Here is a 24905-nt window from a genome sequence, read left to right as displayed (position 1 = left end):
AACATACACTTCCAAGCGGGAATAATTCAGCGGTAGAATGCTAGCTTCCCAAGCTGGAAGTCGCGGGTTCGAATCCCGTTTCCCGCTCCATATTTGAAACCCCTTTCCTTTGCGGAGAGGGGCTTTTTGTTATGCATACGACGCTACTTGTTTTTAGCTATAAAACAGCATCCCTTAACTTCAGACAATCACAGATAAAACATCTGTCGTCCCCACGGTACACTCGGCGAAAGTTTTCATTGTGCCCACAGGGGGCATCTTTCGACGATGCGTAGACCAGCTTCTCACCGTCGAACTCCCAGAGGACGCGCTCCTGTTTCACTGCGAGATTACCGACATATTTGTCGATATACCCAGGGTATGTCTCATCCATCTTCAAGAGCAGTGACAGTACTTCTGCCCTTGTTGGCGCCATGTAGTCATGCAGGCGTATGTAGGGGATTAGGTTCAGATCAAACCCACACAGTTCCTTGAATGAATTCAATAAGGTAGGGTAACGCATAAGAAAGCCGCAAGCTTTGTCCGTGATGATGCAGTTGGCTACGCGAGGCATGGATGGATAACATCTACTGATTTCTCGCATATTACGCTCAGCCAGAATGCGGTCATGCCTGTCTTTGTATCTGTACGCAAGGTCATACGAGGTCGTGAAGCGTATGCGACTCCCAAGCCCCTTGTCGTTGAAAACATGAAGGATGGTGTGCAGAAGGCTGGTGTCCTGGTAGATGAGGTTCGAGTTCAGGTACAGCAGCCCTGTGTCTCCAGACAGCATCCTGCTTGCCACCAGCTGGGCGAGGTGTCTGAAAGCTCCTCGTGTGTCAGGAGACATCTGCGAGTCAAAGAGCTCACCGCCCATGAAGAGGATATGTGATCCGGGAGCAGTGCCTCCTTTCCTGATAAATTTTTCGACCAGCTGGAGGGACTTCAGCTTTCCTTCGTCATCGGGAAACTTGCCCGGATACTTCTTCCTGTTGGCCTTCTGGTGGCAGAACTTGCAGTGGTTTTTACAGCTGTTCCAGAGCAGGAATTCATTGATTGGCTGCATAGATAACGTCATCCTTCACAAAGACGAGCATCACATCATCATTTCTGGAGCTGAATCTGATTGCGTCCTCTGGTGTCTCGCAAATTGGTTCTCCTGCCCCATTCATAGATGTGTTCACCAGGATTGGTAGATCGTAGTCACGCATCAGGGTGTACAGTGTGTGGTTGTACGAATTGTCTGTGAGAACTTGTGGTCTGGAGGAGTTGTCTGGCGCGCACACAGCTGGAAGTTTCCTCTGCCATTTGTCACGGATGTATTCCGTAGCGAGCATAACCTTGTGCGGATACCAGATTCTGCCATCAACATCGAAGAACGTGCTGAAGTGCGTGTCCAGAACGACAGGTGCCAATGGACGCCAATATTCGCGACACTTGATTTCATTCACCCTGTTGGCTGTACGGCGCAGAGTAGGGTTGGCAAGGATGGACCTGTGGCATAGGGCTCGTGGGCCATATTCTGAACCGCCCTCAAACCAGGAGACTATCTGCCCGTTACGGATACGGTCAGCAAGCTGCTCCTTGCTGATGGGATGACAGAATTCCTTGGGAACATCATAAGTCACCTTGTTGTACAGGAAGGGCTTGGTGACCTTCTGCCCGAGTTCCATCACCATGCGGCCAATGATATTGCCTTGGTCTTCACACATGTTGGGGATGAACAGGTCGTCCCACATGCCGCTGCGCATGATTTTCCCGTTGCAGACGCAATTCAGGGCGCAACCACCGGTAAGCACCAGATTTCTGGAGGGCAGGGCGTTGTGTATGTACTCAAGCAGACTAAACACGGACTGTTCAAAGAGATGCTGGACAGTTGCCGCTGTGATAGCACTGCGGAAGTCGAATGATTTTCTGGGCCAGATATCGGGCGACCCCATAATCTTGCCGAGGAGCTCTTCTCCAACAAAATTTACCCGTTCTCCACCGGGTTCAAAGTAGCCATTACACTCAATCACATCACCAGTGTGCGGATCTACCAGAAAGAACGGTGGACAGTCCCTTACTGTTTCCGAATAGGAGGAAGCCCCCATCAGCTTGCCAGCGTAGTCAACATTACCAAAACCGCATAGTGCCACGCCGTTGGCGTAAAACGACCCAAGAGAGTACGCCATGGGATAAGCGCGTACTTCCTCAATGGTGTCGCCGGTAGCTCTATATATGCCAATGCTGATGCCCCCTACCTCGTTCATCCCATCAATGACCAGGACGGACGCATCGCGGAAGCCGGATTGAAAGTAGGCGGCATACGCATGGCAGAGATGATGCAGGGAAGGGTCTGGGTTATTCGCCAGAATGTGGCACTCGTCCATGCCTATTCCGTAGGACTTGGCTGCCTGGAATAACCAGTCTGAGGCAGAAGGTACTTTCTTTGTCTCTATGATGAAGAGTACCTTGCCGTTTACCAGGAGTCCATTTGACCCTTTGTAGATTTCTGGTATCGATGACATGAGTTACGCTGTAAAGTCAGTGTCTTCGAGGACAATGTAGGTAATGGTGTCTACGATGAAATCTAGGCCCAGAGCTGTGATAAACAGGTCCTCAGTATTCGTTGTATCGAACTTTGCTCCAGCTGGAATGATGCCGTTACCCGAGCTCTGAACAGGTATGGTGACTCGCATGAAGGTATAGGGAGATTCCTTGTACCCTGTGAGCACGTTGTCTTCGATTATCGGGTAATACAGCTGCACAGGCTGGTTTTGCACGAGGTTCACAAAACCGATATCCGTATGGGTATCCGGGGAAAACAATCCAGTATATGCACCAGGTTTGAGTGCGAGACGCTGTTCACCGCTGGCCGGAATAAGTGTGCACGGGTATTTGGTAGCCTCACCGGACTGTGAGTTGCCCCGCACAATGTATAGCTTGTCCGGAAACTCCGTGCTGCGGTCGGTAGAGAGTACGCCGATTACGGTAATCGGGTCTTCAGGCATGTCGTAGGCGTCGGGAACACGTATCGGATCAAGCGGCCCGATATCGATTTTGTCAACGAGCTTTTTGGGAAGTTCCTCTTCCCAGACGCTTTGGTCGAGCTCGGGAAGATCACTGCCATGTTCTTGAAGAATCTGCTTCACAGCATGCACAAGCTCGGCGCAGATGGCCTCGTGGTCATTACCAAAGCCGAACTTGTTTGGGTTCTTTACATTAATATAGACATCAACGGGTGCTGCCCCAGAGGCGATACCTTCAAGCAGATAAGTCCTGTTATGAATCTTGTAGTTCTGCAGAAGGCGAATCTCTTCAGTATTGCTTGAGAATGTCCCCATTTGCAGGTCTGCGCCCATCTGGTTGGCGATGCGCTTCTTGCGAGTCTTGTTCAGTGCATTGTCGTGATTGAGGAGCAGCCTTGCCTGTTCCGGGGTGAGGGAGACCAGCGATCTTTCCGGCCATTCCGGTAATCCGGGAGGTGTGGCGTGGGCACATTCTAGGGAGTACCCCTTCTTCTCAAGTATGGTGCGAATCTGTTCGTATGTAACTGTACCCATGCTGTTATCCTACATGCACATTTTCAGAAAGTTTTTTATATCGCTTTGAATTTTGATGTTGGAGTCTGCATACCCACAGCAATTATTACAAGGCTTGAGGTTGGTGCAGGTGGTTTCCATCTTGTCACGCTCGGGAAGGATAATCCAATCCTTGTCATTAAGAGAATAGTGCAGTTCTGAAGAGTGGAAGTTGTGGTTGGCAATCCCTGCCAGATCGAAAGAGTCTGGCCTGGTTCTGAGGAGATTGAGGAACGACTTTCTTTTGGGGAGAAAGTCCGGGAGACGCTTGTTGAATTCTTCTTTGGTCTCACTGTGCAGCTCGCAGAGCATCGGAAGGTAAGGAATGTTGAAATCGACTCGGCAATTCCATTCCTTCTCAAAATTCTTCAGGTACATCGGGTCGGCCATAATGCTCTGAATCAGGTACTCTGTGAGAATCATCTCTACATGGATTCTCATGTCGGGGTACCTTTGCTGCGTTTCTCGCATGGTCTCTTCCCAATTTTTCAAAGTACGGTCAGTGAACCGATGCAGCTTGTCCCATGAGGTGCAGATAAGCATGTTTTTGTCGAAGTTGCGCTCATGGATAAAGTCGCAGAATTCAAACCAGTCCGACTTGTCATCTGCCATAAGGGCAGCCATGATCATAAAGCGTCCGGGTGGGTCTGTGCGAAGCTTTTCGATAACCAGCTCGGCCATTTCATAGAACTTTGCTTTCACCCTGGGGTCAGCGAGCTGTCCGCCAAAGAATTCTCCGCCCATAAAGCCAATGGAAGAACCCGGCTCCAATACCTTTTCTTTTAGAGATTTGATAGCGTAATCGAGGGCAGCGGCCTTGTCACGCACTTTGGGAATGTACTGATTGAAGCAGTATTTGCACCCATTGTTACAGTCTTTCCACAATTCATATTGAAGAAACGCCATTTATAAGCTCCATAACTTTTCAATATCACACAACATGCATCTGTCTGAATCCGAATAGCAGTTGTATAAGACACTGTGCCCACATTCCTGCAGAACTTCCTTTCCGTCGGCAAGAATCGGTGGCTGGTCAGCTCCCTTCTCAGGGTAGAACAGCCCAGTATATTTGAATGTCCCGGAGTTCTTCGTAGACAGGATGGTATTCGCGTGAATGTCGGGGTGATGTTCTTCCAGGTACAGGAGGAATTTCAGGAAATCCGCACGCTTAAAAAAGAAGTCTTCCAGGGGCAAGCCGTTTGAGCGTATCGGGTGAGGATACAGGAATACCAGCTGATTTCCGGGAATCTCGTTCTCAATGAAGGACTTCATGCTCCACGAGCCGTCAAACACACTGTTGATGACGTGCTGTGTGAGGATCATCTGTACGCCAACCCGGTAATCATACCGTTTCGAGAACGCGTTGATATTGCTCAGGGCCAGCTGACGCGCCTCTTCTGTCCTATACCGATACTTGAGGTCGTAGCTGAAGTTAACATCCAGGTAATCAAGACCACATTCAGATACTATCAGGTCAGCACACTGAAACAGAAAATCCGGCTTGTATATGCCGTTGGTCACGGTCGAGTACCTGGCGCCAGGACCAACGGGTTTCAGGATTTTCTGGCAGATATCGTTGACGAGAGATAGGTACCGTTCTTCGTACAGAGGGTCCTTGTACCCATACACCTCGCCACCAAGCAGAGAAATTCCTCTACAGAACTTCCCTGCCCAGTCAATGTAATTTATGTTCTCCGCGATTCTGTCTATCCTGTGGACGATCTGTTCTGTAGTCAAAACTCTTTTGTCCCTGCAGAGACAGAATTTGCAGCTATTTGTGCAGTTTGGCAAAACAGCATACTGCACCATGTTACCTGTCACGTTAAAACATCCTTGATATCTTCTCTAGGTCACATAAGAAACACGCGTCACTGTCAACATAGTTTGCGTATTCCTTCGGGTGACCACATTTCAGGACTTCCTGATTGTCATCTGCCAGAACCGTCTTGTAGGTAGCAAGATCTCGTGTACGCAGAGCTTCCTGTTCAGTAAAGTAGATGCTCTCAGCTCGCCGGTAATCCTGGTGGAGCAACCTGTACCAGATAGGACTGTACTTGGAGTTCTTCAGCTGAACGAGGAACTTCAGGCAATCGTCTCGCACAGGGAAGAACTTCTCCAGGAAGAGCAGTTCGGGCTTGCCCTGCGCGGCGATGAAGTCAAAGTCCCGGTTCATGGCTTCCAGGACATTGCTGTCCTTTGCGAAGAACCCCTCAATGAGCGCTTGTGTGAGAATAGACGTGATGTGCACAGGTATCCCATGCGCATCGAGATAGGCCATATTCTCTTTCCAGTACCCAAGACTGTTGTTGGTAAAGCGATACTTGGCGTCCCAGCTTGTACCAACAAGAACCTTCTCTCGCACATCAACACCGCAATGCCTGAACACTTTGAATGCAAGTTGCAGGAGACTATGCTCAAAGGGATACTTGAGACTGGTAATCAGGAAAACCTTCTTTACTCTTCCATCGTTTACAAAGCCGGAAATCTTTTCCATGAGTGTAGTAAACTTTGGAGCTATTGCCTCATCGTAGTCATTGAATACTTCACCACCTCTTACAAGAAGTGTGTCATACAATGACCAGTTCATATTATCCAGAAAAAAAATGGCCCTGTCAAGAAAAACAATTTTTTCCGCAGGAGCCAGAATGATATTGGGATTGCTTTGCAGCCCGTTGCCTCGCATTTCGCTGGTGAGCACCAGGTTGCAGAATCTGCACCTGGTGCACCGGCATTCGGGCCACAGCTCTATCTGAAGCTGCCTGTTCATGCCTAATCCAGCGCGTAAAACGCGATATACATTGAAGAAGACGAGGAAGAAGAAGACGAAGAGGATGAGGAGGAAGAGGACGAAGACGAACAACAAGAGGACACGTTCAGTGCTCCCCAGGAAACTGTGCATGCCTGGGCTTTGTAGTTGGTTACCGTATCCTTGATGTTGTTCAGCATTGTGGTGATGTCAGCTGACTTGATGGGCTCCATTTCGGATATGTCATCGAGCGCGGGCACTGCGTTTTCCACAAAGAAGCGGGCAGATACCTGATTGATGGGGTTGGTGACCACAACGAATCTGGATGCCACGTACATGGACAGGGCCGTGAGGAACTGAAGCAGTGACTTGATGGTGATAAGCTGATTCAGTTTCGAGGAGAACCCGGAGTCCTCAAGCCACTCTTTCCAGGCTGTCGTGAAGGCTGCTGTGGTGACAACAGGAGGCTTGCCGGTGAAGGTGAGCGTAAGGTCAGCGGTAGCGTAGCCTTCCTTGCCCTTCTTGGCGTCAGTGCTTCCGGTAACTTTTTGGGTTCTTGCATTGAAATTGGTGTTTGTGGCGTTACCAGTGTAGGAATCAATATTGTCGACAGAGCTCTTCAGTAGAGTGAATGCGTTGTCCACAATGTCCTTAAATGTGATCTGGGCGCCTGGCAGAATAGCCATTGTATCCTCCGATAAATGTCTTAGAACTGGCCGAGGTAGGTAGCCACGAAGGCGTGACTTCTGAACATGCGGGCCAGCAGGGAGAACGCTCCCTTAACCTTGTACAGGTGAGCCATGTCGATAGCGGTCATGTCCACGCTATTCATCATGGCGGACATCATGGGAATGGTGGCGCTGGCGAAGAAGCCATACACCAACATGGGCATATCAACCTTGGAGTCTTCGTCGTCGTTGGCTCTGATGTCACAAGAGGCGAGGGCAGACAGGTACCACTTAACCATCTCCAGCGAGAAGTCACTAATTTCCTTTTCCAGGGACATGCGAATGTCGATGAACTCGGAGATGTCCGAGATATAGCTTGCCTCGTTGGTGAAGAAGTCATCATCAAATGAGTTGTACGAGTTTACCAGACGGAAAACGTTAAGGATGTCTGCCTCGTTGCTGTTGTCCAGGTTGGACAGGAGCCCACGAAAATATTCTGTCTTTTCGTCCAGACCAAGAGACCTGATTTCTTGTGCAGTCATGTGTGATTCCCCCTTATCCTGCAAATTGTGTATACGGATACTGCCACGGTCCCCATGTAGTATTGGAGCAGCCTCGTGACAGAAGATGTGATGTTCCGGCAGTAGCGCTGCTTGTTGTTGTACTGTGCATACGCGCTTCCTGGAGTATCTTTCTGTTTGTACCAGAACCGTAAACGGATACAGTGACCCACCAATCTGCTGTCACATCCATAGGAGCATTGGTGGTAGTACCCTTGGTGCTATGTACAAAATATTGTCCAGCTGTAGTGAGATTGTTGAAGTTATTATTGAGAAGCGTGCTGCCATCAATGGTACTGGTAGCGACACCGACCAACTGCCAGCACGAGCCGTCGTAGGTAAATTCGTAGGTTCCCTCGTCCTCAAGCATGCCTGCCGGGATGGCAGCATTCTTGTACCTGATGGCTTTGGCTCCGGTGCGGTTGACGTTTAACGTGGCGTTGGTGGCAGTATTACTGTTGCTGAAGCGGACAACAACACAAGCACCTTTCTCAAGCACAAAGTTTGTGAGCGCCACTGTCTTGGCAGCTGTTCCCGCTGCGGTAGAGCAGGTGCCGTAGTGGGTAATGCTGGCGCTGCCATCGAACTCCACACCGTCGATGTTGCATGCTGTCGCCAACTTAGAGGCGGTATCAGCGTTACCTTCAACAGCGCCATCAAACTTCGTAGCCGTGATGGTACCGGTCGAAGGGTTGGCGGTAATCTTCGTGCCGAACTGTGTCCCCTCTACTTTCGTACCTGTCGCGTCCGCCGTGCCGGTAAACAGCAACGGAAACTGATCGTTCGTGGTAACAGCAGTTTGCTTAACGTCTGCGTCGGCATCGCCAATCAGATTCCATCGTGTGCCGTCATACACAAAGCGGTAAAAACGATTACCACGCAGTACGCCACTTGCCACCGCCGCGCCATTGTAAAATATGGCCTTTGCGCCCGTATTGTTTACGTTCAATGTAGGATTGGCGCTCGTTACCGTGTTGTTGAACTTTACGGTAACCTCGGCGCCTGTACCCAGCTTGAAGCCTTCGAGGGCCACTGTCTTGGCCGCCGTGCCACTGGCGGTAGAGCACGCGCCATACCAGATAATGTCACCCGTACCATCGAAGGCCACACCGGCCAGCGTGCGCTCTGTTTCGAGCTTGGTGGCGGCAGGGGCGACGGAGTCGCCCTCAAGGCTGACGGCGCCTATATCTTCTGGCTTGAGGTAATTCGGGCCATCAATGGAGAGGGAGTCTTTCAGCGACATCCAGCAGTCAGGACTCTTGGTCGGGTCCTTTACGCCAGCCTCGGTATTCGGGCCATTTTCCTTGATGGCCGTGTACATGGCGCCATCGGAACCCGTGCGTATCGCGCCGACCTTGTAGTCATGGTCATCACGCCAGAGAGGGTCTTGCGAGCGCAACAGCCATGGGGTTAGGGAAGCCATATATGTTTTTGTCCTCTATGTTTGTTGTTCACTTTGTTGTGATTGCGACGCGGCGAGCGCCTCAGCCACGTATTTCCTCAGAAAATCCACTGTGACTATTTCCCGGTCAAGCGGGTTGCTTCTGGTAGACGGGGCCATCGCGTACGGTTCAGAGAGAGTGTCATCGTAAAACACACCCAGATTGGCAGTATTACTCAGGGATTCATCGTCATGGCTCAGGATACGAAACTCAAATCCTGAATCACCGCCGTTAGCTTCTGTGTTGTGGAAAAAGAGAATGTCACCAACTGATTTGCCATTTCCGTCAGTCATCTGGATATTCCAGAACTGATTTGACTCCGGGTCCTCTGTCGATATGTACTTCGGCTCTCGTATATCTATGGCAGAGTAATTGAACACTTTGTCGCCGTTGATGATTTCATTCCCACTTGTATGCACCAGCCGGGAGTCATCCACTTCCGCCAGCTCAACCCAGTACGCGTTGTTGTCGCCGGGGGGTCTTACCCCCCCCCTATGAGGTCCAGTCGCTTGTAATGCTTTATAAATTTTGCCGCCGTGATACTTGAGAGCTCCGGCGTCGTAATCAGCATCGTTACGCCAGGCAGGATCTGTAGCCGCGAGAAGATAGGGTGTGCTACTCATCGTTTGTGCTGCTTATTCTCGCCACCGAACTATCGACAGAGATAACGTCGCCAGCAATCTTGACGCCATCACCAGCCGTGTAGCCCGAGTACACAGTCTGAAAAACCGCCCAGTACTCGGGATTCTCGTCAGGGCGCCGGACACCGCCATTCGTATTTGGGCCGGATGGCTTCAGGCAGCGGTATATTTTTCCGTCGTACGCTTTCAGGTTTCCGACATCGTAGTTGATGTCGTCACGCCAGCAGGGGTCAAGTGCTGCGATAAGTATCGGGGTTGGCATTGTTTTGTTACTCTTTGATTCTAAGATACAACGAGATTCAGGTCTTCAGATATTGAAACTTCCATGGTTCGCCCGGAGCTCGTCAGATTGATTACGTACCCAAATCCTTCGGGAACTGTGTATGTGCAGCCATCGGGCCCTTCGAAACCCGCTTCGCTCCATCCACCAAGCTGCAGGTAAGTGTAGCCGCTTTGTTCCGGGAACGAGAAGGCCAGGTAGATACCCTCACCGCCAGTCATCAGGGCGCCACTCGGACCATTCAGGGTAAGCTTTGTTCCAGCGGGCCAGAGCAGGTACTCGTTTCCCGCTACCAGGGGACTGTCAAACGGGCCTTTGGGAGTAACGCTTCCCTTGGCTTCCATTATCCCGCCGTTCAGTACATCAAACTTCATGTAGCAGGCACTGGGGATTATGGAGCCAGTGGCTGTTCTCAAAATTTGAGGGGGGGGGGTAAGCACTTAATATCAGAGACATTTATGCATACTTAAAGCTATCGACGGGCGTAACACTACCATCGAATGGGTTACTCCCATCGTTCCTGCCTGTTAGTGTGATAGTAGCATCTTGATAGCTCGCATCGGTGAACTGGTCGATGTCTATAGTTACAGTGACATCAGGATCATCAGTTATGACCAGAGAAATGGGGGCGGATTCACTGTCCAGAGCAGGACTTGTGTATTCATAAATAATAGGTAGCTCTGAGGCGCTACCTTCGCTACCTGCATGAAGTGTATAGTGAATTTGAGATACAGCACCTCTATAGGCTATTTGTATTGTATGAGTTGAATCTGAACCAGCTGGAACATCTGTAGCAATACTGTATGAGTCTGTATCATTACCACATATTATATCGATGAAAATTTTTCTTTTATAAGTTGTTACGTTTGCGCGTCCTATTTTGTAATATTTATTTAATGTAGTAGAATCCTGTTCTTGTAAATCTAATTTGCAATATAAATAATTATCTTTAAGTACAGCTGTTATATTTTCATACATATACAAATAAGCAGGCCTTATAGCTCCGCTATTATATAAATTTATCCCTTCCCAATATACCTGTAATCTGTAAGAAGGTCTTGGATTAGTAGGATTAACTAGGGTTTCAAATACCCAATATGTGTCACTGACACCGTCGTTCACATAATTTTCTTCATATTCAGGTACAAATATGACAGGATCTGCATAGGCTACAAGCAACATTCCCATTATTCAAACACCACCATAGCGGCAATCTCGGTCTGATCACTCACACCGCCAAGCGTAAACGTGACAGAATGGTTGGCGTACGCTGTGCAGTTTGTGGCAGTGCTTGCCACTGCCACAGAATCGCTGGAGCCAATATCACGGGCCATGGTAAGCGTAAGGCCAGAAGTGCCAGAGCCATCGGCCTCAAGTGCGGCATAGCGCACGGTTTTGGCGTTTGCCGGCACGAAGGTGTGGAGCTCCAGGCTGTCGGCTGTGAAGTAGAGGGGCAGTTGGGAGGCTGTGAACTTTTTAAGGTAATCTACCGTAACCACTTCGGTATCAATAGGATTGTCACGGGTAGATGGGGCGGTCACATAATTTTTGGAATATCCATCCGTATGGATACCAAGGAAGAACTGGTTGCCCTCTGCTGTGTTGCTATCGGATGCGAATGGTCCGACACCCAGGAACATCTCGTGCTTTGTATACGGAGTGGACTGCGTATATGCGTGGTAAATGTGAGCGTTTATCGCGCTGTCATAGTAGGTGCGCAGCACCTCGCTCACAGTACGCTCGTCCGTTGCTCCCTTTTCACCAGTCTGAATAGTAACATAGTCGGTGAACATTTTTTCACCGCCAATGTTCTGTATACCAGTAGTGCGCACAACGGAAGAATCCACCTTAATCGTGCCATCGCTTATGGATATGCCACTACCAGCGTCAAAACCGCCACCACCATGCTCTTCCCACGCGCCAGCATCAACACCAGGCTCTTTGGCGCCACCTTTATCAGGACCGGAGGGCTGCAAAGCCTTCCAGTATTTCTCATTGTGAAACTTGAGGTCACCAGCCGCGTAGTTGGTGTCGTCTCTCCAGTTGGAGTCCAAAACACGGACAAGCCATGGGGTTGCTGTGGGCATAATGCTAAATTCCTTGTATTAAATTCCTGTTTCTGGTTTGGGGTATCCATTACCAGATGTATCATCGTATTCCAGCGAATTCAGACTGATTAATTTCCAAGAGTCTGTTGTCCATACTTCCTCTCCCAGTGGGTTGTCGTCGCTACGGAAGTACATTCGCTGGTCACTGATTATCAGCTGCAACTTGTCATTGCCTGCACGCATACCTAGCTGAACACCAGTCCAGTCATAGCCAGTCTCTTTCAAGTACAGGGGTATGTCGTCTTTGTTTACCCCACAATGAGAATCGAACCAGAATGTTCCAGGTATTGATTGTATGCTGCCAATGTTTTCTTTTCGAGCTACTGTGGTAGAAGAAAGTATTACTTCTTCCCAATATGTAGTGTTTTCATCGGGTTGCCGTACTCCCCCCCCCCTATGAGGCCCAGAAGGCTGCAGCGCCTTGTAATGCTTCCCACTGTGGTACTTGATCGCGCCCTCATCGTAGTCGCAATCGTTGCGCCATGCAGGGTCAAGCATCTTCATCAGCAGGGGAGTAGTTTCAGACATTACCTACACTCCCAGCACACTGGCGCTCATCTCATAGCCAGCTTTCAAGGGAAACAGTATGGTAACAGTGCTGGAGGTGGTACCAGAACTACCAACCAGCGAAAAATTGTTCAGGTTAAGCTGAATACCATTGCATGTAAGAGTAAGTTTCTCTTTTCCAACAGTATAGCTGATGGGAAGCTGCACAGTGGAGTTGGCGGCTACGTCCTCATCCAGAGTCCACTCTGCGAACTTGGGACTGTAAGAGAATATCTTTGTGCTTGAGGCACCATTTTTCTGTTCTATATCGAAGGGCATAGCCTGTAAATCTCGTCTTGTTACTGCTTTTGTTTTGCGCGTCAGCACAAAGCAAAAGCAGCGATAAAATGTGATTAATAGCTTTGGGCCGAAGGCCGCATAGCCGGGGCGGGCAGCCAGAGCCACCCGCCCGCATATTTCAGGAGGTAAGCCTGGGCTTAGGCGGTAGCGCGAATAATCAGGCCACCGTTCTTGAGGGTCTCAGGAATTTCATCCTCGGCGCCCAGCACAGCCACTTCGGTAACAGCGGCAGCATCGACAGCGGCATCAATTTCCTCAGCGGTAGAGGTGATACCGGTCTGCTGCAGCTTCTGCTCGGCGGTGTAGGACTCACCGGCGGTCACATGGCCGTTGACATCGACAGTCACGCGGTCATAGGCGCCAGCGGTCACGCCAGAGGCAGGGTGGGTGTACTGCAAGTCGCTGATCTTGAAGCCACCGTCCTTGACAATGGTGCCGGTAGCGCCATCGAACACGGCGATGTTATCGGCAACAGCGGTAGCAGGACCGGTAATAGCGCGGTCGATGTTCTTCTGGATGACGGACCAGTCGGCATCGGAAGCACCTTCTGCCTCATAAGCCTTCACGCACAGGATATGGTCGCCAACCTCGCACACCTGACCAGCGTAGGTGCCAGCGGTGCGGATGACGTACATATCGCCGAGCTTGTAATCGGTGGAGGGCAGGGTCTCGACAGTGCCACCGGTACCAAGGGTACCACGCACGTTCACACCAGAAGCAATGGCGGCGTTCACGGCAGCCACAGCGGTGTCAACGTACTCGGTGGTGGCAATCTGGGTGCTGTTGGTGCCCTGAGAGGCGGTCGGAGCGGTAGGAGTACCGGTAAGGGCGGTGTCCACCAGCATGCTGTCGAGCTTCTCGGTAAGGCCCTCAACGGCAGCCATCTCGGTTACAGGGTGAAATTCCTTCTCTTCGCCGGTAGTGGGGTCGCGGTAAGAGAGCTTCTTCAGTTCAGCCATTTAATAAACCTCGTTTGTAGTTGTTTTTTCGTCGTTTCCAACGTTTGTGGCTTTTGCGCGCAGTTCGCTGACGCTAAGGGTACCATCAGCACCGGCGCTTCCGGCTTCGCCTTCAGCATCGATGCTATCGTCGCTTTCCTCATCCTCATCGTCGTGCGCGAAAACCACATAGTCCATCTGGGCAACAAGTTTCTCGACCGTGGACACAGCATCGCGCACATCGGTAAGAGCCTGCTGCAGTTTGGGCATTGTGTCGTCGGGCAGACCAGACGCGCCGGAGTCGCCACTCGCGAGTACTACCTCCGTCATCTGCACACCGACAGGTAATTCGAACGTAAAAGTGACGATCTGCGAGCGTGTGCCGTCCTCGCCAACCTCGGAAAAATAGTTGGGCCCGATGTATCCGGTCGCGTCACAGAAGAGCATCAGCGTGTCCGAGCCAACTTCATAGGTGGCTGGCAACGTAACTTCTTCTCCCGCCGCCGTGGTGGCAGTTACCACCCAGTCGTGGATTTCCCTGCCCATGATGACCTGATTCAGGCCAATCATGCGGTCGTACAAATAGCGCGTTCTGCACGCTAAATCCTTGCTGGGCTGGTTCGAGATGCCATTGGGGCCGCCGAGAACCGGGTCCCGTTCCTCAAGCTGGTAGACCCCCTCTTTCCATACTGATTCCTCGGCTACATATGCCATGGGGTGTCTCCATTAGAACAAAATCGTCCAGGTGCCGGTCAGCGAAATGTCGGACTCTTTGGATATTACCTTGCGTACCTTGCGGGCAAACAAGGAGCCATCTGAACACAGCAGGCCAAACTCGGTAATAGCCATGCCGTTGGCCTCTTCCGTGGACAGGGAAAAATTGAATCGCACACTGTAGGCGTCGTCTTCGGGATATTCGTGGGAGTCCAGCTGCTTGCAAAACGGCTCGGTAAGCGAGAGGTCACCGAGCTCGGGACCATTGGCGTCCGTGCCCACGCCAAACCACGTGACCTGCTTGTCGGGGTCAGCGTCACCCACAAGATGGGCCATGGCTGTACGAGCGGTGTTGACGATCAGATTGTGTTCAACAAAATGCTCAATCTCTACGCCATTCTTGTATACATGCAGATCAAACACGCCACGGGGCTGGGGGCGCTTGTTTTCGGTAAAATTTTCTTTCATATCAGGTTGCAACCCTTTTGAGTTAAATACGGTGCATCGATGCTATAAAAATATTGTGAAGCGCCGTTTGGCACGTTTACGTTTTGCGACTCTTTTATTTATGTTGATTATAAGGCCGTCACAGGCCAGCTCATTGCCGTCGTTTTCGTTGTGGTCACAGTCTCCGGCATATTGAGCGACACCACCGTAGTACAAATAACAGGGTGTATCCGCGATTGTGTCGGACAAAGGCTCCATAATGGAAGCAAAACTCAGTTCCCTGTCCGTTACCTTTGGGGCCGTATCTGCTAGTTTGACGCGCAGCTTTGTCTCAATGCTGTCGGCAAACTTCACGGCGTCCGAAAAACTCAGTTGCAGCTTCTGCCACAGGGTTTCCTTCGCTTTTCTGAACTTCGAGGCAAAGTGGCAGCCAATGCGCAGCGCCTTTATCCTGTCCGTCAGTCTGCCCTCATCGTGCACCCAGAGCGTATGGAAATCCTTACCGTCGTAGTGCCGCAGGCCGTTGTAACGCATGTATGGGCAAAAGGCGTCAATAAATGACTGGGCAAACGTCACATGCCTTTTCAGCTCCGTGCCACGCAGCTGTATATTTGACTCAAAGGCAAGCTCACCTGCGTAGGTGTTGGGCAGTTCGTCTGGTTGCAGCCCCTCATCGGACAACTCCACAGTCATGCCAAGCGTGCCCATTTCATCCGTTGTCTCATGCTCGTACCTGTCGCTCAGCCCCAGCTCCAGTCCCTGCCGTAAACCATCGAATATCTCGTTCATTCGATCGGTCAGGTACACGGCGTAGGTGGTGTTGAACAGATCCAGTGCGAAGGTGTCGTACGGCCCGTAGTCTATCAGGTCAGCGTGCGTGTAGCGTCCGTTGTACGTCTTGGCGAACAGCACGCGGTCGCGCATCTCCTGCATGGTGATGTGCATGCGTAGCCTGTCCAGCATACGGTTGTCGTCATGTACCCACAAGGTATGGCGGTCACGGCCATCGTAGTAGCGCATGCCATCGTACTTCATGTACGGACAGAAGGGATCTCGCCATGGCTCTATGGCAACATTGGCTACAAAGCCCTTGTCCTCGACAGTTTCGTACTTCGTCTCGAAGGTCGCCCGCATATCGATGCGGTCGAGGCTGTCGTTGGCGTGCTGGGCCTGGTCGGCCATACGCAAAAACAGGTCGAGCAGGGCGCCCTTGTCTGTTGCGCCGGCGTACTTGTCGGGCTCAGGTGTCCAATGCACATTAGCCTGCAGGTACAGGTCTTTAACCTTGTGGTACTGGGACTCGATATTCACCCCAACGTTAAGCGTACGCAAAGTATCTGCGGCAAAGGTGTAGCCACCGCCGTAGGTTATTTCGCTTCTGTGGATAAAGCGGCCATCGTACAGCGGTTTGAAGCGCACAAGGTCACAGAAGTTCGGGATGTTTATATTCAGAGCCAGTTTGTCCAGCATGCGGTTGCCGGTGTGATTCCACAGGTCATGTTGGTGGTAGCCGCTGTAGTAGTGCTTGCCGTCGTAGAGAACAAATGGGCAGAAGGGATCGCTGAACGTTCTGTGCAGGTGGAAGTGGTGGTTGGCGTCGTTAACCCGTTTTCGAACGTCGTAGGTATCCTGCGGGTTGTAGCCAATGTCGAGGTAGAATCTCTCCCATCCAAGCAGATCTACGGGGGAGTGGTCTATCTCGGCGTCGTAGTGGAAGCGTCCATCGTAAATCTTGTTGAATCCCCACTTGTCCCAGATGTTTGGCATGCGCATGATCATCTGCGGGCCAACGTCGAGTACCTGGGGGAAGGGGTCCGAGAACACCAGCATGAGCTTGAGGAACAGCTCGTCTTTGGCGACATCCGTGAGATTGAAGTCATCCAGAAACAGCATCCTGAAGATAACTTCAACGTACGGGTTCAGGTAAACAGGAAACCCCGTCCTGATAATCGTGTACAGGTCTTCCAGAATCTGCATGTACAGGTCATACGACTCGAAGGTGATGTTCACCTGCGTATAGACCGTGTTGTATTTGAGGATCTTGTCCATGATGTCGTACTTCTCGGAGTCCGACATGTTCTCGGCGCTGTCCTGATCACTGAACAAGTAATCGGGAAAGCCCATGGACGCTGTTTTCCACCATTCGGGCGAGTTTATGTAGTCCAGAACATCACAGAACGAGCAGAAGAGCTCATTCTTGGAAACCGCGTCGCCTACCTTGTACTTCACCGTAGACAGACCGTAAGAGTAATACGTGCCCCTGTCGGTCGTTATGCGAACGTATGGCGCTTCGTCATGGCGCTCGTGTTCCGTCCACTCGGTAAGGTCTTCGTTTACCCAGGTAATGTCTTTGATAACCTCGCCATCGTAGCGGGCGTAGGGTATGCCAAAGAGGATGTCCAGGATGTCCCGTATGTTGGAGGGCGTCTTGGCGCCTGTGTAGTAGCGCATCAGCGAGGTGACGGTCCATCTGTACTGATAGCTGTCTACCGCTTTTCTGTAGAGAAAGCGTCCGTAACGCTGATAGATGTAGTAGCTGTTGAGCGCTATGGAGCAGCCCCACAGCAGAACGGACTGCTGGGCGTCATCGGACATCTGATACTCGTACGTGGTGATGGACGGGTCGTTGAATATGTCCACGTAAAAGTAGATGCCCTTGTCTGCGATACGGTAGTGCAGACCCTTTTGCAGTATTACAGGAGACTCGAACAGGCTGACTGTGAGAAATTCAATGTTGTTTATGTCACAGCCTTCCAATGAGACGTAGTAACTACTTATGTTGCCTTCGGCATCATAAGTAGTTACAAAATCGCTTCGATTAAAAATAAGCAAATCGAAGGCTAAACCTTGCTCTACAGGCAAATCCAGAATGTTGCCGGACTTGATGGTCTCCAGCAGCCGTGTCATCTGGCGGCCAGCGGCGGCGACAAAGCCGGAGTGCGCCTGCGCGAGGGTAGGCGTATCCCTGTAGTAGTCCACCCAGTAGTCGCCGAGCATGGTGAGCATGCCCCGCGTACTCATGGTCTGTTGGGCGAGGCTTGCCAGCTGGGCGTCTACCGCCGGGGACGCCATATGATCACGGTATTGGATTATTGCCATGTGTTAGTGCACGTTCACAAGCGCTGCGTCGGTATAGAGCTGAATTGTGTTCTCACTTATCTGCTGTGAGTGTGAGCCGAAGGCAGAGATATCAAATATGTTGGTCACAGGCGCGGTCTTATACGCGCCACTGGCCGGGTCAAACAGCGTAGCGGTACAGGTAATGGGCACGTCCACCCTGCGAACATTGGATACCTGGCCATGGATGTACGATATGAGCTCGGATTCACGGTATGTGTCTCCCGAAGCAGCAAGGCCGATAATGTACTCGTTCACCGCGTTCACGACCTCTGTGCGACTTACATCGTCCTCGTTGATAAGCTGCACGGTAATGTCAAAGTCCAGCACCACGGGAAATTTGTGCTTTACCTGGGGGTCATAGCAGGCAACGCGCTGCTCTTCCGAGTACACAAATTCCTGTATGGAGGTGAGGGCGGGGTCGGAGAGCCATTCGAGCGTAACTGTGGTGCCCGGTGTGGCCGCAACCTTAATAACACCAGGACGATAGCCAGACATATTCCAGTCTGTCTCTTCAATACTCACACCGGTAATGGGCACGTCTATCTGTGGCACAATGCCCTCTTCGTCAGGCTCGCCCAGGGTGTAGCAGCTTAAGATGTGTCCAATGTGCGCATTGGCGGGCAACTCGGCTACCGGCAAACTGCCGTCTTCGCCCACAACAAATTCCTGCGTAGTTCTCTGTAATTGAGAAGCGATATAAATATCAGCCTTGTTGCCGTAGTGCACACGCACACCGTTTTCCAAGGTAACAATGTCGCGCATCTGTTCCCTGTCGCCGTGACCCGCTACATACAGGCTCAGGATGGAATCAAATTTCTCACGCAGAACAGTGTCTATGGCCCTGTCGGTGATAAGCTCGCGGGTGGTGATAGCCATGCGCGTGCGTTCGATAAACGCTGTGGTTGTCTCGCGGGAAATTCCAGGTACAAAGGTAGATGGTACTGACGCACGCAGGTAGTAAATATCAGACAGGGTAGCAGTGGCCTCGGAGCCTGCGGTAATTAAAACGTCCGTGTTTTCCGCAGACCTCACAGCCACATCAATGTAGTACTCGTTGTAAGTGTTGGTGGCGTTTACGATTCTCGAAAAATCAGACTCCACAAACACCTGGTCGCCATTGGCAACCACGGGTATCGAGCCGCAGGTACCAACACTGTTGCCGTCAACAAACTGCACAAACTCCAGAGGCTGAGACACCCATATGCGTATCGTGCCGTAGGTTGGCTGGCCGTCCTTGCGGGTGACAAACCAGTTGGACAAAATGCTGTCTACAGCATCGTTGTACTCGTCTTCGGATAGCTGGGTGGCGTTGTACATGTTTGTCGCCTGCTGCAGGCTCAGGTAGGCGCGAGCCCTGTCCACCAGCTGAGAGAACAGAGCGTAGAGCAGGGCGTTGGGCTTGATGACGGCATCGGATATGCCCGTGCCAGCCTCAACGGAACCCTCGTAGCCGGTATCGCGCAGATACTCGATGATTACGTTGGTGGCGTTGGTGAGATCGTCTTGGGAGAAATATACGTTTGCCATGTGTGTAAAATGCAACTACCTAAAACACGCACTTGCAAGTTACGAACAACACCGATTATCTATCGGTATTGTTCGTAATAGCCACTACCTCGCGCTTGCCTGTCGTTGAAATAATCTCTATGTACACATCTACTCTGGTGGGCGTAACAAGAGGATCGTACTTTATATCTCTGAGCACTATGGTATAAAGACGCTCGGACTCTGTGTCATTTGCCGCAAGCTGCGCTTCGCTCTGATTTATATAGGTCTGGCAACGAGAAATATCGTCCAGCACCTCAAGACGCAGCTTCGGCAGGTAGGCATCGCAGATCTGTCCATGATGCATGGATACACCACCATAGTTCGGTTCAAAAGCATCACTACCCCTGGCGGTGAGCATAAACTTTACTACCTTGTTTGCCAGAATTTCGACACTTGTTGCCGGAGCGCTGTCCGCTGTGACGAGATCCATCTCTTCGTAGTGGACTTCGTTGTTCTGAACTATGCGGTTGGTTGCTGAGTAGAGGCGGGTATCAAGCATAGTAGCTGGAGGTGTCTAACATTGGCATTCAGCGCTGCCGCGCTAACTGTTTGTAAAAATGTGTCTCGCAGGTACTCGCGCTTACGCGCTCGTACCTCCGAGAGCATTCTTCCTTACGTTCATCGTCGCAGTAAAAGACGCTTTCTTGTATTCCATTCTTGTACTGCGAACCTTGTTGTATTCCTGTGCTTCCTTGTAGTAGTCGGCACGAGTCTTGGAGTACTCTTTCGACAGTCGCGTAACTGCCTGGGTAAAATCGTAGGCATCGGAGAGCACAAGTTTGTCCACACCACTCATGGTGTTGTTCTGGAAAGCGGCGTTGGCGAACAGACGACCGTTTGTTTCTGCGGAAGTGATGGTCAGAGGCTCGTCTTCCTTCAGGTCTTCACCCTTTGATGTGTTTGTGTCCTTGGAAAATATGGCGAGCACACCGTCTATGTACTGTCCGAACTTGTCGATAAGGTCGGAAACGTTGTCCGCTTCGCTGTTGCCGTAAGTACCTGAACTTGTGCTGCTTGCTCGTGTTGTAATTGAAGGAGTGCTTTTGGTATTTTTAAGTACTACTGTAGGTTCGATGTTATCTGCCATACCTGCGTGCCAGTGACGGGCTCTTCATATACTTCTCGACCTTCTCCCGCAGATGTGTCTTGCGATAGGCAACCTGGGATACCGATAGCTTGACCTTCTTTGCTATGTCGACCACCTTGAGGATAGGCGCTCCGTGAAACCCTGTACTGTGCTCGAATATACGCTTGTCGACAGGATCGAGGGTCATATAGAAACCCTCCAGCACCATATCATCCTCATCATCAGCGTTCTGGCCATCATAGAACCTGCCAGCCACATCCGCGCCAGACTCCACCAGATCCTTCAGGTTGTAGTCACGCACACGAGTTATCTCGATTGGCCGCCAACCAAGACGATCATGCAGCTCTTCGGTGGTAGGCTCTCGGCCATGCGTGAGAGTAAAATCATTCACCGCTGTGTTGTAGGCGTTGAGTTTCATAACGATATGCTCAGGTATGCGGGCGGTGTTCTGGTAGGTGTAAACGGTACGACTTATCGGCAGCAGGTTGTTGGTCACATGTGTAGCCAGGGCTGTACCCTTGGACGGGTCGTAGGTATCAAACGCCTTTACCGCCAGCACCTTTGCCTGACTCTCCAGCACATCGGCGGGAATAGGGCCAGACCACTTGTTTACCTGGCTGAATATTACGCCGTGAAAGCGTCTCAGCAGGTTGGAACGTGTGGCAGGATTCGGGTTTGCCTTGTAGGCTTTCCACGCTTCGAAGTCTTGTTGTGCTGTAGTTGTTGCCATACTAAAATAATGTAGGGTTACCCATCTTCAGTACAAGTAGGTAGCATAATATTTATTAGTGTTTATGCTGGTGCAAAACACTAATAAATATTATGCGCCATTTCTTCTTCTCTTACTGCCTTTAGTAATGCACGGAGATCCTTGCTGGCAGCATCGGAACTAAAGCCCTGATTCTTCTCCTTGCTCTGGGCCGCCTTGTCTATCTCCGCTTTTCCAGCCTTTAGCGTACCAATCTTCTTGTTGTTTTCGGCTATTGTAGCCTGTGCCTGCTCACTGGCTTTACTTACCTGTTCACTGGCGGCAAGCTGCTTGTCCAGGGCAACCTTTGCGGCGTCACGTTCCTTTATGTTATTCGCCGTATTGCCTCCAGGCGCGGATACCTTTGCCTGAGCTGCATCATATTTTGATTGAGCTTCGGCTACCTTGAGGGCAGCCTGCACGGTAGCGTCATTGTTGCCCGACTCAAGCTTCTTGTTCTCTTCCTCAAGCTTTTTGATCTGCTCATCCAGCGCGGCTTTCTCGGTCGCGGCCTGCTGCAGGGCCGAGGATGGCAGGATTACCTGTCGTAACGGCGTAGGCTGGTACACCTGGATAGGGGCACGGTCATTCATCCACTCGTTAGACAAATCAACAGGAATATTTCCGTCCTCGTCATCACCGCCAGGTGACTTGTTCAGGCCCATAAAGGAGCAGTAATCGTCAAAGGTAACAATATTGCGCCGCTGCAGCTTGTATGCCTCATAGATGTTCGTCTGTGGGCTTGTTGCCACGTTGTCCACAGTGGCACTCCATTTGGCCTTGGCGTCCTTCCAGGTAATAGGTTCAGCGCCGGATACCGTGATGTCCTTTGTGCCCAATATGGCTTCGTAGACCTTCTTCAGACGATCAACGTTGTGGGTAACCACATGCACCGAATTGATGGGATTAGGGTAGGCGCCCTGGTCTTCGGCCTCTACAGCCTCTGCCAGCAGACGTACACCATTGAGGCTCACTGATGTAGACATTCCCTCAGCGGATATGGAATGCTCGTAGGCGATTACGTTGCCAGCAAAAGAGAAGCCGGAGTCACCGGAGTCATAAACAAGGGCAGGAAAGCCACAGGTCAGATAGGGCAGAAACACGCAATCGACATTTAGCGTCTTGTGCACAATCTGCGCACGCATGAGCTGTCTGCGCATGTACTGCTCGCGCATCTTTTTTATCTGCTCGGCGTCCTTTCCAATGTAAGAGACATCCTTGTTTCCGCCGACAAGAAACGCATAGTACATCCAGGACGGCATGGTATCCTTGTGGACCCACGGCCCTGTATGCTTCTCTATGTCCAGGAGCTGTTCGGACAGTACAGCTCTGCCGGAATCGGGCTGTATCAGGGCTTGTCCGTAAAATGCAGATGGGTAGAAGTCTACTGTGCCAAACATGGCTATGCCGTTGTTGGCGGTTCCCGTCTGAGCGGCGTAGGTCATCAGCGGATTGAAGTTCGACACCTGTATACGGGTTGGTACTCCATTATAGGTGGTGCTTGCCTGCACACTGACCACCTGCGACCTGAAAATAACGTTGCATTGTGGTGGAAATGTATCATCAAACATGGGCTTCAGACAGAACTGAATCATGCGATTGCAATTTCTGTCCGGGGCGTACTTGTTTACGAGATTCTCCACATCCTCAGCAGTTGCCTGCTCGGATATTGGTGTCTTATCGTTGTCTGGTCCCTTGCCACCCATATCCGTGGCAGAGAGAGTAGCCTTGCGGTCCTGGTCCGCCTTCAGACCGAGATCCTCACCCGGTCCTTTGGCTTGAAAAGCGGGATTCGGGATAACCAGGAACTCGTACTCCATCTTCTCCACGAGGAAACTCAGAAGGTCGGCAATGGAGAACTCGGTGGAACTCGTTTGCAGAGCGGACATAATAGCGCTGCTGGCAGCATCTGTTTTCACACCGTACAAGACAGGGAACATCGTGGTTGTTTCCGCGCCACGCTCCGATTCCTTTATGCCATCAGCCTCCCAGGCACCCTTTATGGGAGTAGTATTAGTAGCGGTCTTGGCCTCCTCCACCTCAATGTCAAAGTAGGGAAGCCAGCAAAAACGCCGATCAAAATGCAGGTTGTAGGCAAGGGTAGCGAAGTACTTGGAGACAATGGAATCGTTGTAGCGACCAGCAGGAGCAATCTTTGTAGCTGCCTCTTCCATGTACTGAAGCAGATTCGCCAGGTACTCGGTAGGCATGGTGATCAACTTCACGGTATCACCGTTCTGCTTTGTTTTTAGCCCAAGGCCAGAGAAGAACAGACAAGTGGGGAACATGAACCCCGGCAGGAAAATGCCCTGAGCGACTTCACGGTTGCCAGGAACAGACGACAAAAACTGTTCCTGGATGGATGTCATAAACCGTAGCTTGGTGTCCTTAAATACCTCTGTAAAGGACGCACACTCCAGGTTTATCTCACGTTGGTTCGCGACACTGATGTAGGATCTGCCCGCGACAAACCCCTCGAACATAAGGATGTAGTTCGGACACTCCACCATGGTTTCTTTTACGAATATCTGTACAGGTACCCTGTCGTGATTGCCCAGATTGAAAAGGCGAGGGTCAGCCGGCATGGTAATGCGTGCTGTAGGATACGCATTGAAAGAGGCGCTTATGCTCACGGCTATGGTAGGCATGAGTATGCCAGCCACATAGGTACGCACAGAGGCGAGGAACACATTTGTGGTATCGCCAACGGAGCTGTAGGTCTTGCCTGCGGATTCTCGTACCTGCTGATCGCTTGCTATGGTGGTGGATGTTATGTCGTTCTTGTCTGTTGCCATAGTGAGTTATCCGTTCATGGGAACAGCCGCCGGTTCGGCCTGAGTTCCGGTGTTGACCTCATCCTTGCTGACAATCTTCGGAGTTTCACGGGAGACATCCGCCGGTCCGGTAGTGGTAAGCACGGATGTTTCCGAGAACTCTGTGCCGTGGATGTAGTCCAGCATGAAGTTATGGTCGCTGGACTTAAACACGGCCTTCATCACCTCAAGCTGAAGAGTCAGGTATACAAGATCCTGCACCTCTCCCGTCTCGGAAAAATTCACAGCGGAAGCGGCGCCGTAGATGGCAGCGTTGGGAAAGGTGAACACAGGGGCTACCCCACGTCTGGCAACGGCTTCCAGGCGAAGGTAGTTTCGGTAGATGTCCATAAAGGTATCCTTGCCGAAGTTCTTGCCTGTATCCACAAGTGCCGCGTTGATGCTCATGGTCATGGCGTCCTTGCCGAAGGCTATGAACGAGAAGCCATTACCAACATGAATCTCTGTCTGCGTATGCTCATTGAAGGCAAAATCGAGAGACTCGACTATCAGGTCGACTGGAAACGGCTGTGTGGCTGATATGGACTCGTAAATAACAGCCCTGCCGGTGAAGGCATCATAGGGCTGCTCCATTGTGCTGGTGGCTATAAGCTGATCATTGTATAGCTGTGCCCAGTTGTTGGCGTTCCAGGACAT

The 24905-nt window shown here is 51.1% G+C and carries 26 protein-coding genes and 1 tRNA gene; 1 reads left to right on the top strand and 26 read right to left on the bottom strand.

From position 1 onward, the window contains the following. Positions 1-15: 15 nt before the first annotated feature. Positions 16-90, top strand: a tRNA-Gly gene (locus tag B5F76_RS05925). 67 nt (positions 91-157) lie between these two features. Here the strand turns inward: B5F76_RS05925 and B5F76_RS05920 are convergent. The 26 genes from B5F76_RS05920 to B5F76_RS05800 form a co-directional block, all read right to left on the bottom strand. After that, on the bottom strand, positions 158-1045 hold the full coding sequence (locus B5F76_RS05920) for a hypothetical protein (RefSeq protein WP_087352297.1): 888 nt from the start codon (positions 1043-1045) through the stop codon (positions 158-160). After that, the gene (locus B5F76_RS05915; protein WP_087352295.1) at positions 1029-2489 is read right to left on the bottom strand and encodes a carbamoyltransferase C-terminal domain-containing protein; all 1461 of its coding nucleotides are present in this window, start codon (positions 2487-2489) and stop codon (positions 1029-1031) included. The genes B5F76_RS05920 and B5F76_RS05915 overlap by 17 nt, the downstream gene beginning before the upstream one ends. Positions 2490-2492: 3 nt before the next feature. Further along, positions 2493-3524, bottom strand: a complete 1032-nt coding sequence (locus tag B5F76_RS05910; RefSeq protein WP_087352293.1) for a hypothetical protein — start codon at positions 3522-3524, stop codon at positions 2493-2495. Positions 3525-3533: 9 nt separating this feature from the next. After that, on the bottom strand, positions 3534-4448 hold the full coding sequence (locus B5F76_RS05905) for a hypothetical protein (protein ID WP_087352290.1): 915 nt from the start codon (positions 4446-4448) through the stop codon (positions 3534-3536). Further along, a complete protein-coding gene (locus tag B5F76_RS05900; protein ID WP_087352288.1) occupies positions 4449-5363 on the bottom strand; it encodes a radical SAM protein in 915 nt (304 codons plus the stop codon). Between the two features lies 1 nt (position 5364). Continuing rightward, a complete protein-coding gene (locus B5F76_RS05895) occupies positions 5365-6309 on the bottom strand; it encodes a hypothetical protein (RefSeq protein ID WP_087352285.1) in 945 nt (314 codons plus the stop codon). 2 nt (positions 6310-6311) lie between these two features. Continuing rightward, complete coding sequence (locus B5F76_RS05890) at positions 6312-6974, bottom strand: hypothetical protein (protein WP_087352284.1); 663 nt, start codon at positions 6972-6974, stop codon at positions 6312-6314. Positions 6975-6994: 20 nt separating this feature from the next. Then, complete coding sequence (locus B5F76_RS05885) at positions 6995-7498, bottom strand: hypothetical protein (RefSeq protein ID WP_087352282.1); 504 nt, start codon at positions 7496-7498, stop codon at positions 6995-6997. Positions 7499-7511: 13 nt separating this feature from the next. Then, positions 7512-8939: a hypothetical protein gene (locus B5F76_RS05880; protein ID WP_087352280.1), complete on the bottom strand. Its 1428-nt coding sequence runs from the start codon at positions 8937-8939 to the stop codon at positions 7512-7514. Between the two features lie 15 nt (positions 8940-8954). Next, the gene (locus B5F76_RS05875; protein ID WP_087352278.1) at positions 8955-9581 is read right to left on the bottom strand and encodes a hypothetical protein; all 627 of its coding nucleotides are present in this window, start codon (positions 9579-9581) and stop codon (positions 8955-8957) included. Beyond that, on the bottom strand, positions 9574-9861 hold the full coding sequence (locus tag B5F76_RS05870) for a hypothetical protein (protein ID WP_087352276.1): 288 nt from the start codon (positions 9859-9861) through the stop codon (positions 9574-9576). The genes B5F76_RS05875 and B5F76_RS05870 overlap by 8 nt, the downstream gene beginning before the upstream one ends. A 20-nt stretch (positions 9862-9881) precedes the next feature. Then, positions 9882-10253: a hypothetical protein gene (locus B5F76_RS05865; RefSeq protein ID WP_087352274.1), complete on the bottom strand. Its 372-nt coding sequence runs from the start codon at positions 10251-10253 to the stop codon at positions 9882-9884. 82 nt (positions 10254-10335) lie between these two features. Then, a complete protein-coding gene (locus B5F76_RS14450; RefSeq protein WP_144268399.1) occupies positions 10336-11067 on the bottom strand; it encodes a hypothetical protein in 732 nt (243 codons plus the stop codon). Further along, on the bottom strand, positions 11067-11966 hold the full coding sequence (locus tag B5F76_RS05860; protein WP_087352272.1) for a hypothetical protein: 900 nt from the start codon (positions 11964-11966) through the stop codon (positions 11067-11069). Before B5F76_RS05860 ends, B5F76_RS14450 begins: the two co-directional genes overlap by 1 nt. An 18-nt stretch (positions 11967-11984) precedes the next feature. Next, positions 11985-12515, bottom strand: coding sequence for a hypothetical protein (locus B5F76_RS05855; protein ID WP_087352269.1), 531 nt, complete (start codon positions 12513-12515; stop codon positions 11985-11987). A gap of 3 nt (positions 12516-12518) precedes the next feature. After that, positions 12519-12860, bottom strand: a complete 342-nt coding sequence (locus tag B5F76_RS05850) for a hypothetical protein (RefSeq protein ID WP_162608708.1) — start codon at positions 12858-12860, stop codon at positions 12519-12521. A gap of 110 nt (positions 12861-12970) precedes the next feature. After that, entirely contained in the window at positions 12971-13792 is an 822-nt protein-coding gene (locus B5F76_RS15105; RefSeq protein ID WP_087352264.1) for a hypothetical protein, read from the bottom strand. Next, positions 13793-14485, bottom strand: coding sequence for a hypothetical protein (locus B5F76_RS05840; protein WP_087352262.1), 693 nt, complete (start codon positions 14483-14485; stop codon positions 13793-13795). Positions 14486-14497: 12 nt separating this feature from the next. Beyond that, positions 14498-14953, bottom strand: a complete 456-nt coding sequence (locus tag B5F76_RS05835; RefSeq protein WP_087352260.1) for a hypothetical protein — start codon at positions 14951-14953, stop codon at positions 14498-14500. Positions 14954-14995: 42 nt separating this feature from the next. Continuing rightward, entirely contained in the window at positions 14996-18031 is a 3036-nt protein-coding gene (locus tag B5F76_RS05830; protein ID WP_087352258.1) for a hypothetical protein, read from the bottom strand. Positions 18032-18034: 3 nt separating this feature from the next. Next, a complete protein-coding gene (locus B5F76_RS05825) occupies positions 18035-19579 on the bottom strand; it encodes a hypothetical protein (RefSeq protein ID WP_087352256.1) in 1545 nt (514 codons plus the stop codon). Positions 19580-19634: 55 nt separating this feature from the next. Next, entirely contained in the window at positions 19635-20099 is a 465-nt protein-coding gene (locus tag B5F76_RS05820; protein WP_087352253.1) for a hypothetical protein, read from the bottom strand. Between the two features lie 81 nt (positions 20100-20180). Continuing rightward, on the bottom strand, positions 20181-20687 hold the full coding sequence (locus B5F76_RS05815) for a hypothetical protein (protein WP_087352250.1): 507 nt from the start codon (positions 20685-20687) through the stop codon (positions 20181-20183). Beyond that, positions 20677-21417, bottom strand: a complete 741-nt coding sequence (locus tag B5F76_RS05810) for a hypothetical protein (protein WP_087352248.1) — start codon at positions 21415-21417, stop codon at positions 20677-20679. Before B5F76_RS05810 ends, B5F76_RS05815 begins: the two co-directional genes overlap by 11 nt. A gap of 80 nt (positions 21418-21497) precedes the next feature. After that, positions 21498-24230 carry a cell envelope integrity protein TolA gene (locus tag B5F76_RS05805; protein ID WP_087352246.1) on the bottom strand — a complete coding sequence of 911 codons (2733 nt, stop codon included), beginning with the start codon at positions 24228-24230 and terminating at the stop codon, positions 21498-21500. A gap of 6 nt (positions 24231-24236) precedes the next feature. Next, positions 24237-24905: a hypothetical protein gene (locus B5F76_RS05800; RefSeq protein WP_087352245.1), complete on the bottom strand. Its 669-nt coding sequence runs from the start codon at positions 24903-24905 to the stop codon at positions 24237-24239.

This window comes from Desulfovibrio sp. An276, assembly GCF_002159665.1.
Classification (GTDB): domain Bacteria; phylum Desulfobacterota; class Desulfovibrionia; order Desulfovibrionales; family Desulfovibrionaceae; genus Desulfovibrio; species Desulfovibrio faecigallinarum.
The sequence above is the reverse complement of the archived record's forward strand: the minus strand, read 5'-3'. Positions and strand labels throughout refer to the sequence as shown.

What these genes read in the sequence shown, in the direction of transcription:
- B5F76_RS05815 (WP_087352250.1), bottom strand. Translation starts at nt 20,687, where the DNA reads ATGGCAGATAACATCGAACCTACAGTAGTACTTAAAAATACCAAAAGC.
- B5F76_RS05855 (WP_087352269.1), bottom strand. Translation starts at nt 12,515, where the DNA reads ATGTCTGAAACTACTCCCCTGCTGATGAAGATGCTTGACCCTGCATGG.
- B5F76_RS05895 (WP_087352285.1), bottom strand. Translation starts at nt 6,309, where the DNA reads ATGAACAGGCAGCTTCAGATAGAGCTGTGGCCCGAATGCCGGTGCACC.
- B5F76_RS05920 (WP_087352297.1), bottom strand. Translation starts at nt 1,045, where the DNA reads ATGCAGCCAATCAATGAATTCCTGCTCTGGAACAGCTGTAAAAACCAC.
- B5F76_RS05885 (WP_087352282.1), bottom strand. Translation starts at nt 7,498, where the DNA reads ATGACTGCACAAGAAATCAGGTCTCTTGGTCTGGACGAAAAGACAGAA.
- B5F76_RS05880 (WP_087352280.1), bottom strand. Translation starts at nt 8,939, where the DNA reads ATGGCTTCCCTAACCCCATGGCTGTTGCGCTCGCAAGACCCTCTCTGG.
- B5F76_RS14450 (WP_144268399.1), bottom strand. Translation starts at nt 11,067, where the DNA reads ATGGGAATGTTGCTTGTAGCCTATGCAGATCCTGTCATATTTGTACCT.
- B5F76_RS05840 (WP_087352262.1), bottom strand. Translation starts at nt 14,485, where the DNA reads ATGGCATATGTAGCCGAGGAATCAGTATGGAAAGAGGGGGTCTACCAG.
- B5F76_RS05805 (WP_087352246.1), bottom strand. Translation starts at nt 24,230, where the DNA reads ATGGCAACAGACAAGAACGACATAACATCCACCACCATAGCAAGCGAT.
- B5F76_RS05835 (WP_087352260.1), bottom strand. Translation starts at nt 14,953, where the DNA reads ATGAAAGAAAATTTTACCGAAAACAAGCGCCCCCAGCCCCGTGGCGTG.
- B5F76_RS05905 (WP_087352290.1), bottom strand. Translation starts at nt 4,448, where the DNA reads ATGGCGTTTCTTCAATATGAATTGTGGAAAGACTGTAACAATGGGTGC.
- B5F76_RS05865 (WP_087352274.1), bottom strand. Translation starts at nt 10,253, where the DNA reads ATGAAGTTTGATGTACTGAACGGCGGGATAATGGAAGCCAAGGGAAGC.
- B5F76_RS05825 (WP_087352256.1), bottom strand. Translation starts at nt 19,579, where the DNA reads ATGGCAAACGTATATTTCTCCCAAGACGATCTCACCAACGCCACCAAC.
- B5F76_RS05810 (WP_087352248.1), bottom strand. Translation starts at nt 21,417, where the DNA reads ATGGCAACAACTACAGCACAACAAGACTTCGAAGCGTGGAAAGCCTAC.
- B5F76_RS05870 (WP_087352276.1), bottom strand. Translation starts at nt 9,861, where the DNA reads ATGCCAACCCCGATACTTATCGCAGCACTTGACCCCTGCTGGCGTGAC.
- B5F76_RS05860 (WP_087352272.1), bottom strand. Translation starts at nt 11,966, where the DNA reads ATGCCCACAGCAACCCCATGGCTTGTCCGTGTTTTGGACTCCAACTGG.
- B5F76_RS05910 (WP_087352293.1), bottom strand. Translation starts at nt 3,524, where the DNA reads ATGGGTACAGTTACATACGAACAGATTCGCACCATACTTGAGAAGAAG.
- B5F76_RS05875 (WP_087352278.1), bottom strand. Translation starts at nt 9,581, where the DNA reads ATGAGTAGCACACCCTATCTTCTCGCGGCTACAGATCCTGCCTGGCGT.
- B5F76_RS05915 (WP_087352295.1), bottom strand. Translation starts at nt 2,489, where the DNA reads ATGTCATCGATACCAGAAATCTACAAAGGGTCAAATGGACTCCTGGTA.
- B5F76_RS05800 (WP_087352245.1), bottom strand. Translation starts at nt 24,905, where the DNA reads ATGTCCTGGAACGCCAACAACTGGGCACAGCTATACAATGATCAGCTT.
- B5F76_RS05830 (WP_087352258.1), bottom strand. Translation starts at nt 18,031, where the DNA reads ATGGCAATAATCCAATACCGTGATCATATGGCGTCCCCGGCGGTAGAC.
- B5F76_RS05820 (WP_087352253.1), bottom strand. Translation starts at nt 20,099, where the DNA reads ATGCTTGATACCCGCCTCTACTCAGCAACCAACCGCATAGTTCAGAAC.
- B5F76_RS05890 (WP_087352284.1), bottom strand. Translation starts at nt 6,974, where the DNA reads ATGGCTATTCTGCCAGGCGCCCAGATCACATTTAAGGACATTGTGGAC.
- B5F76_RS15105 (WP_087352264.1), bottom strand. Translation starts at nt 13,792, where the DNA reads ATGGCTGAACTGAAGAAGCTCTCTTACCGCGACCCCACTACCGGCGAA.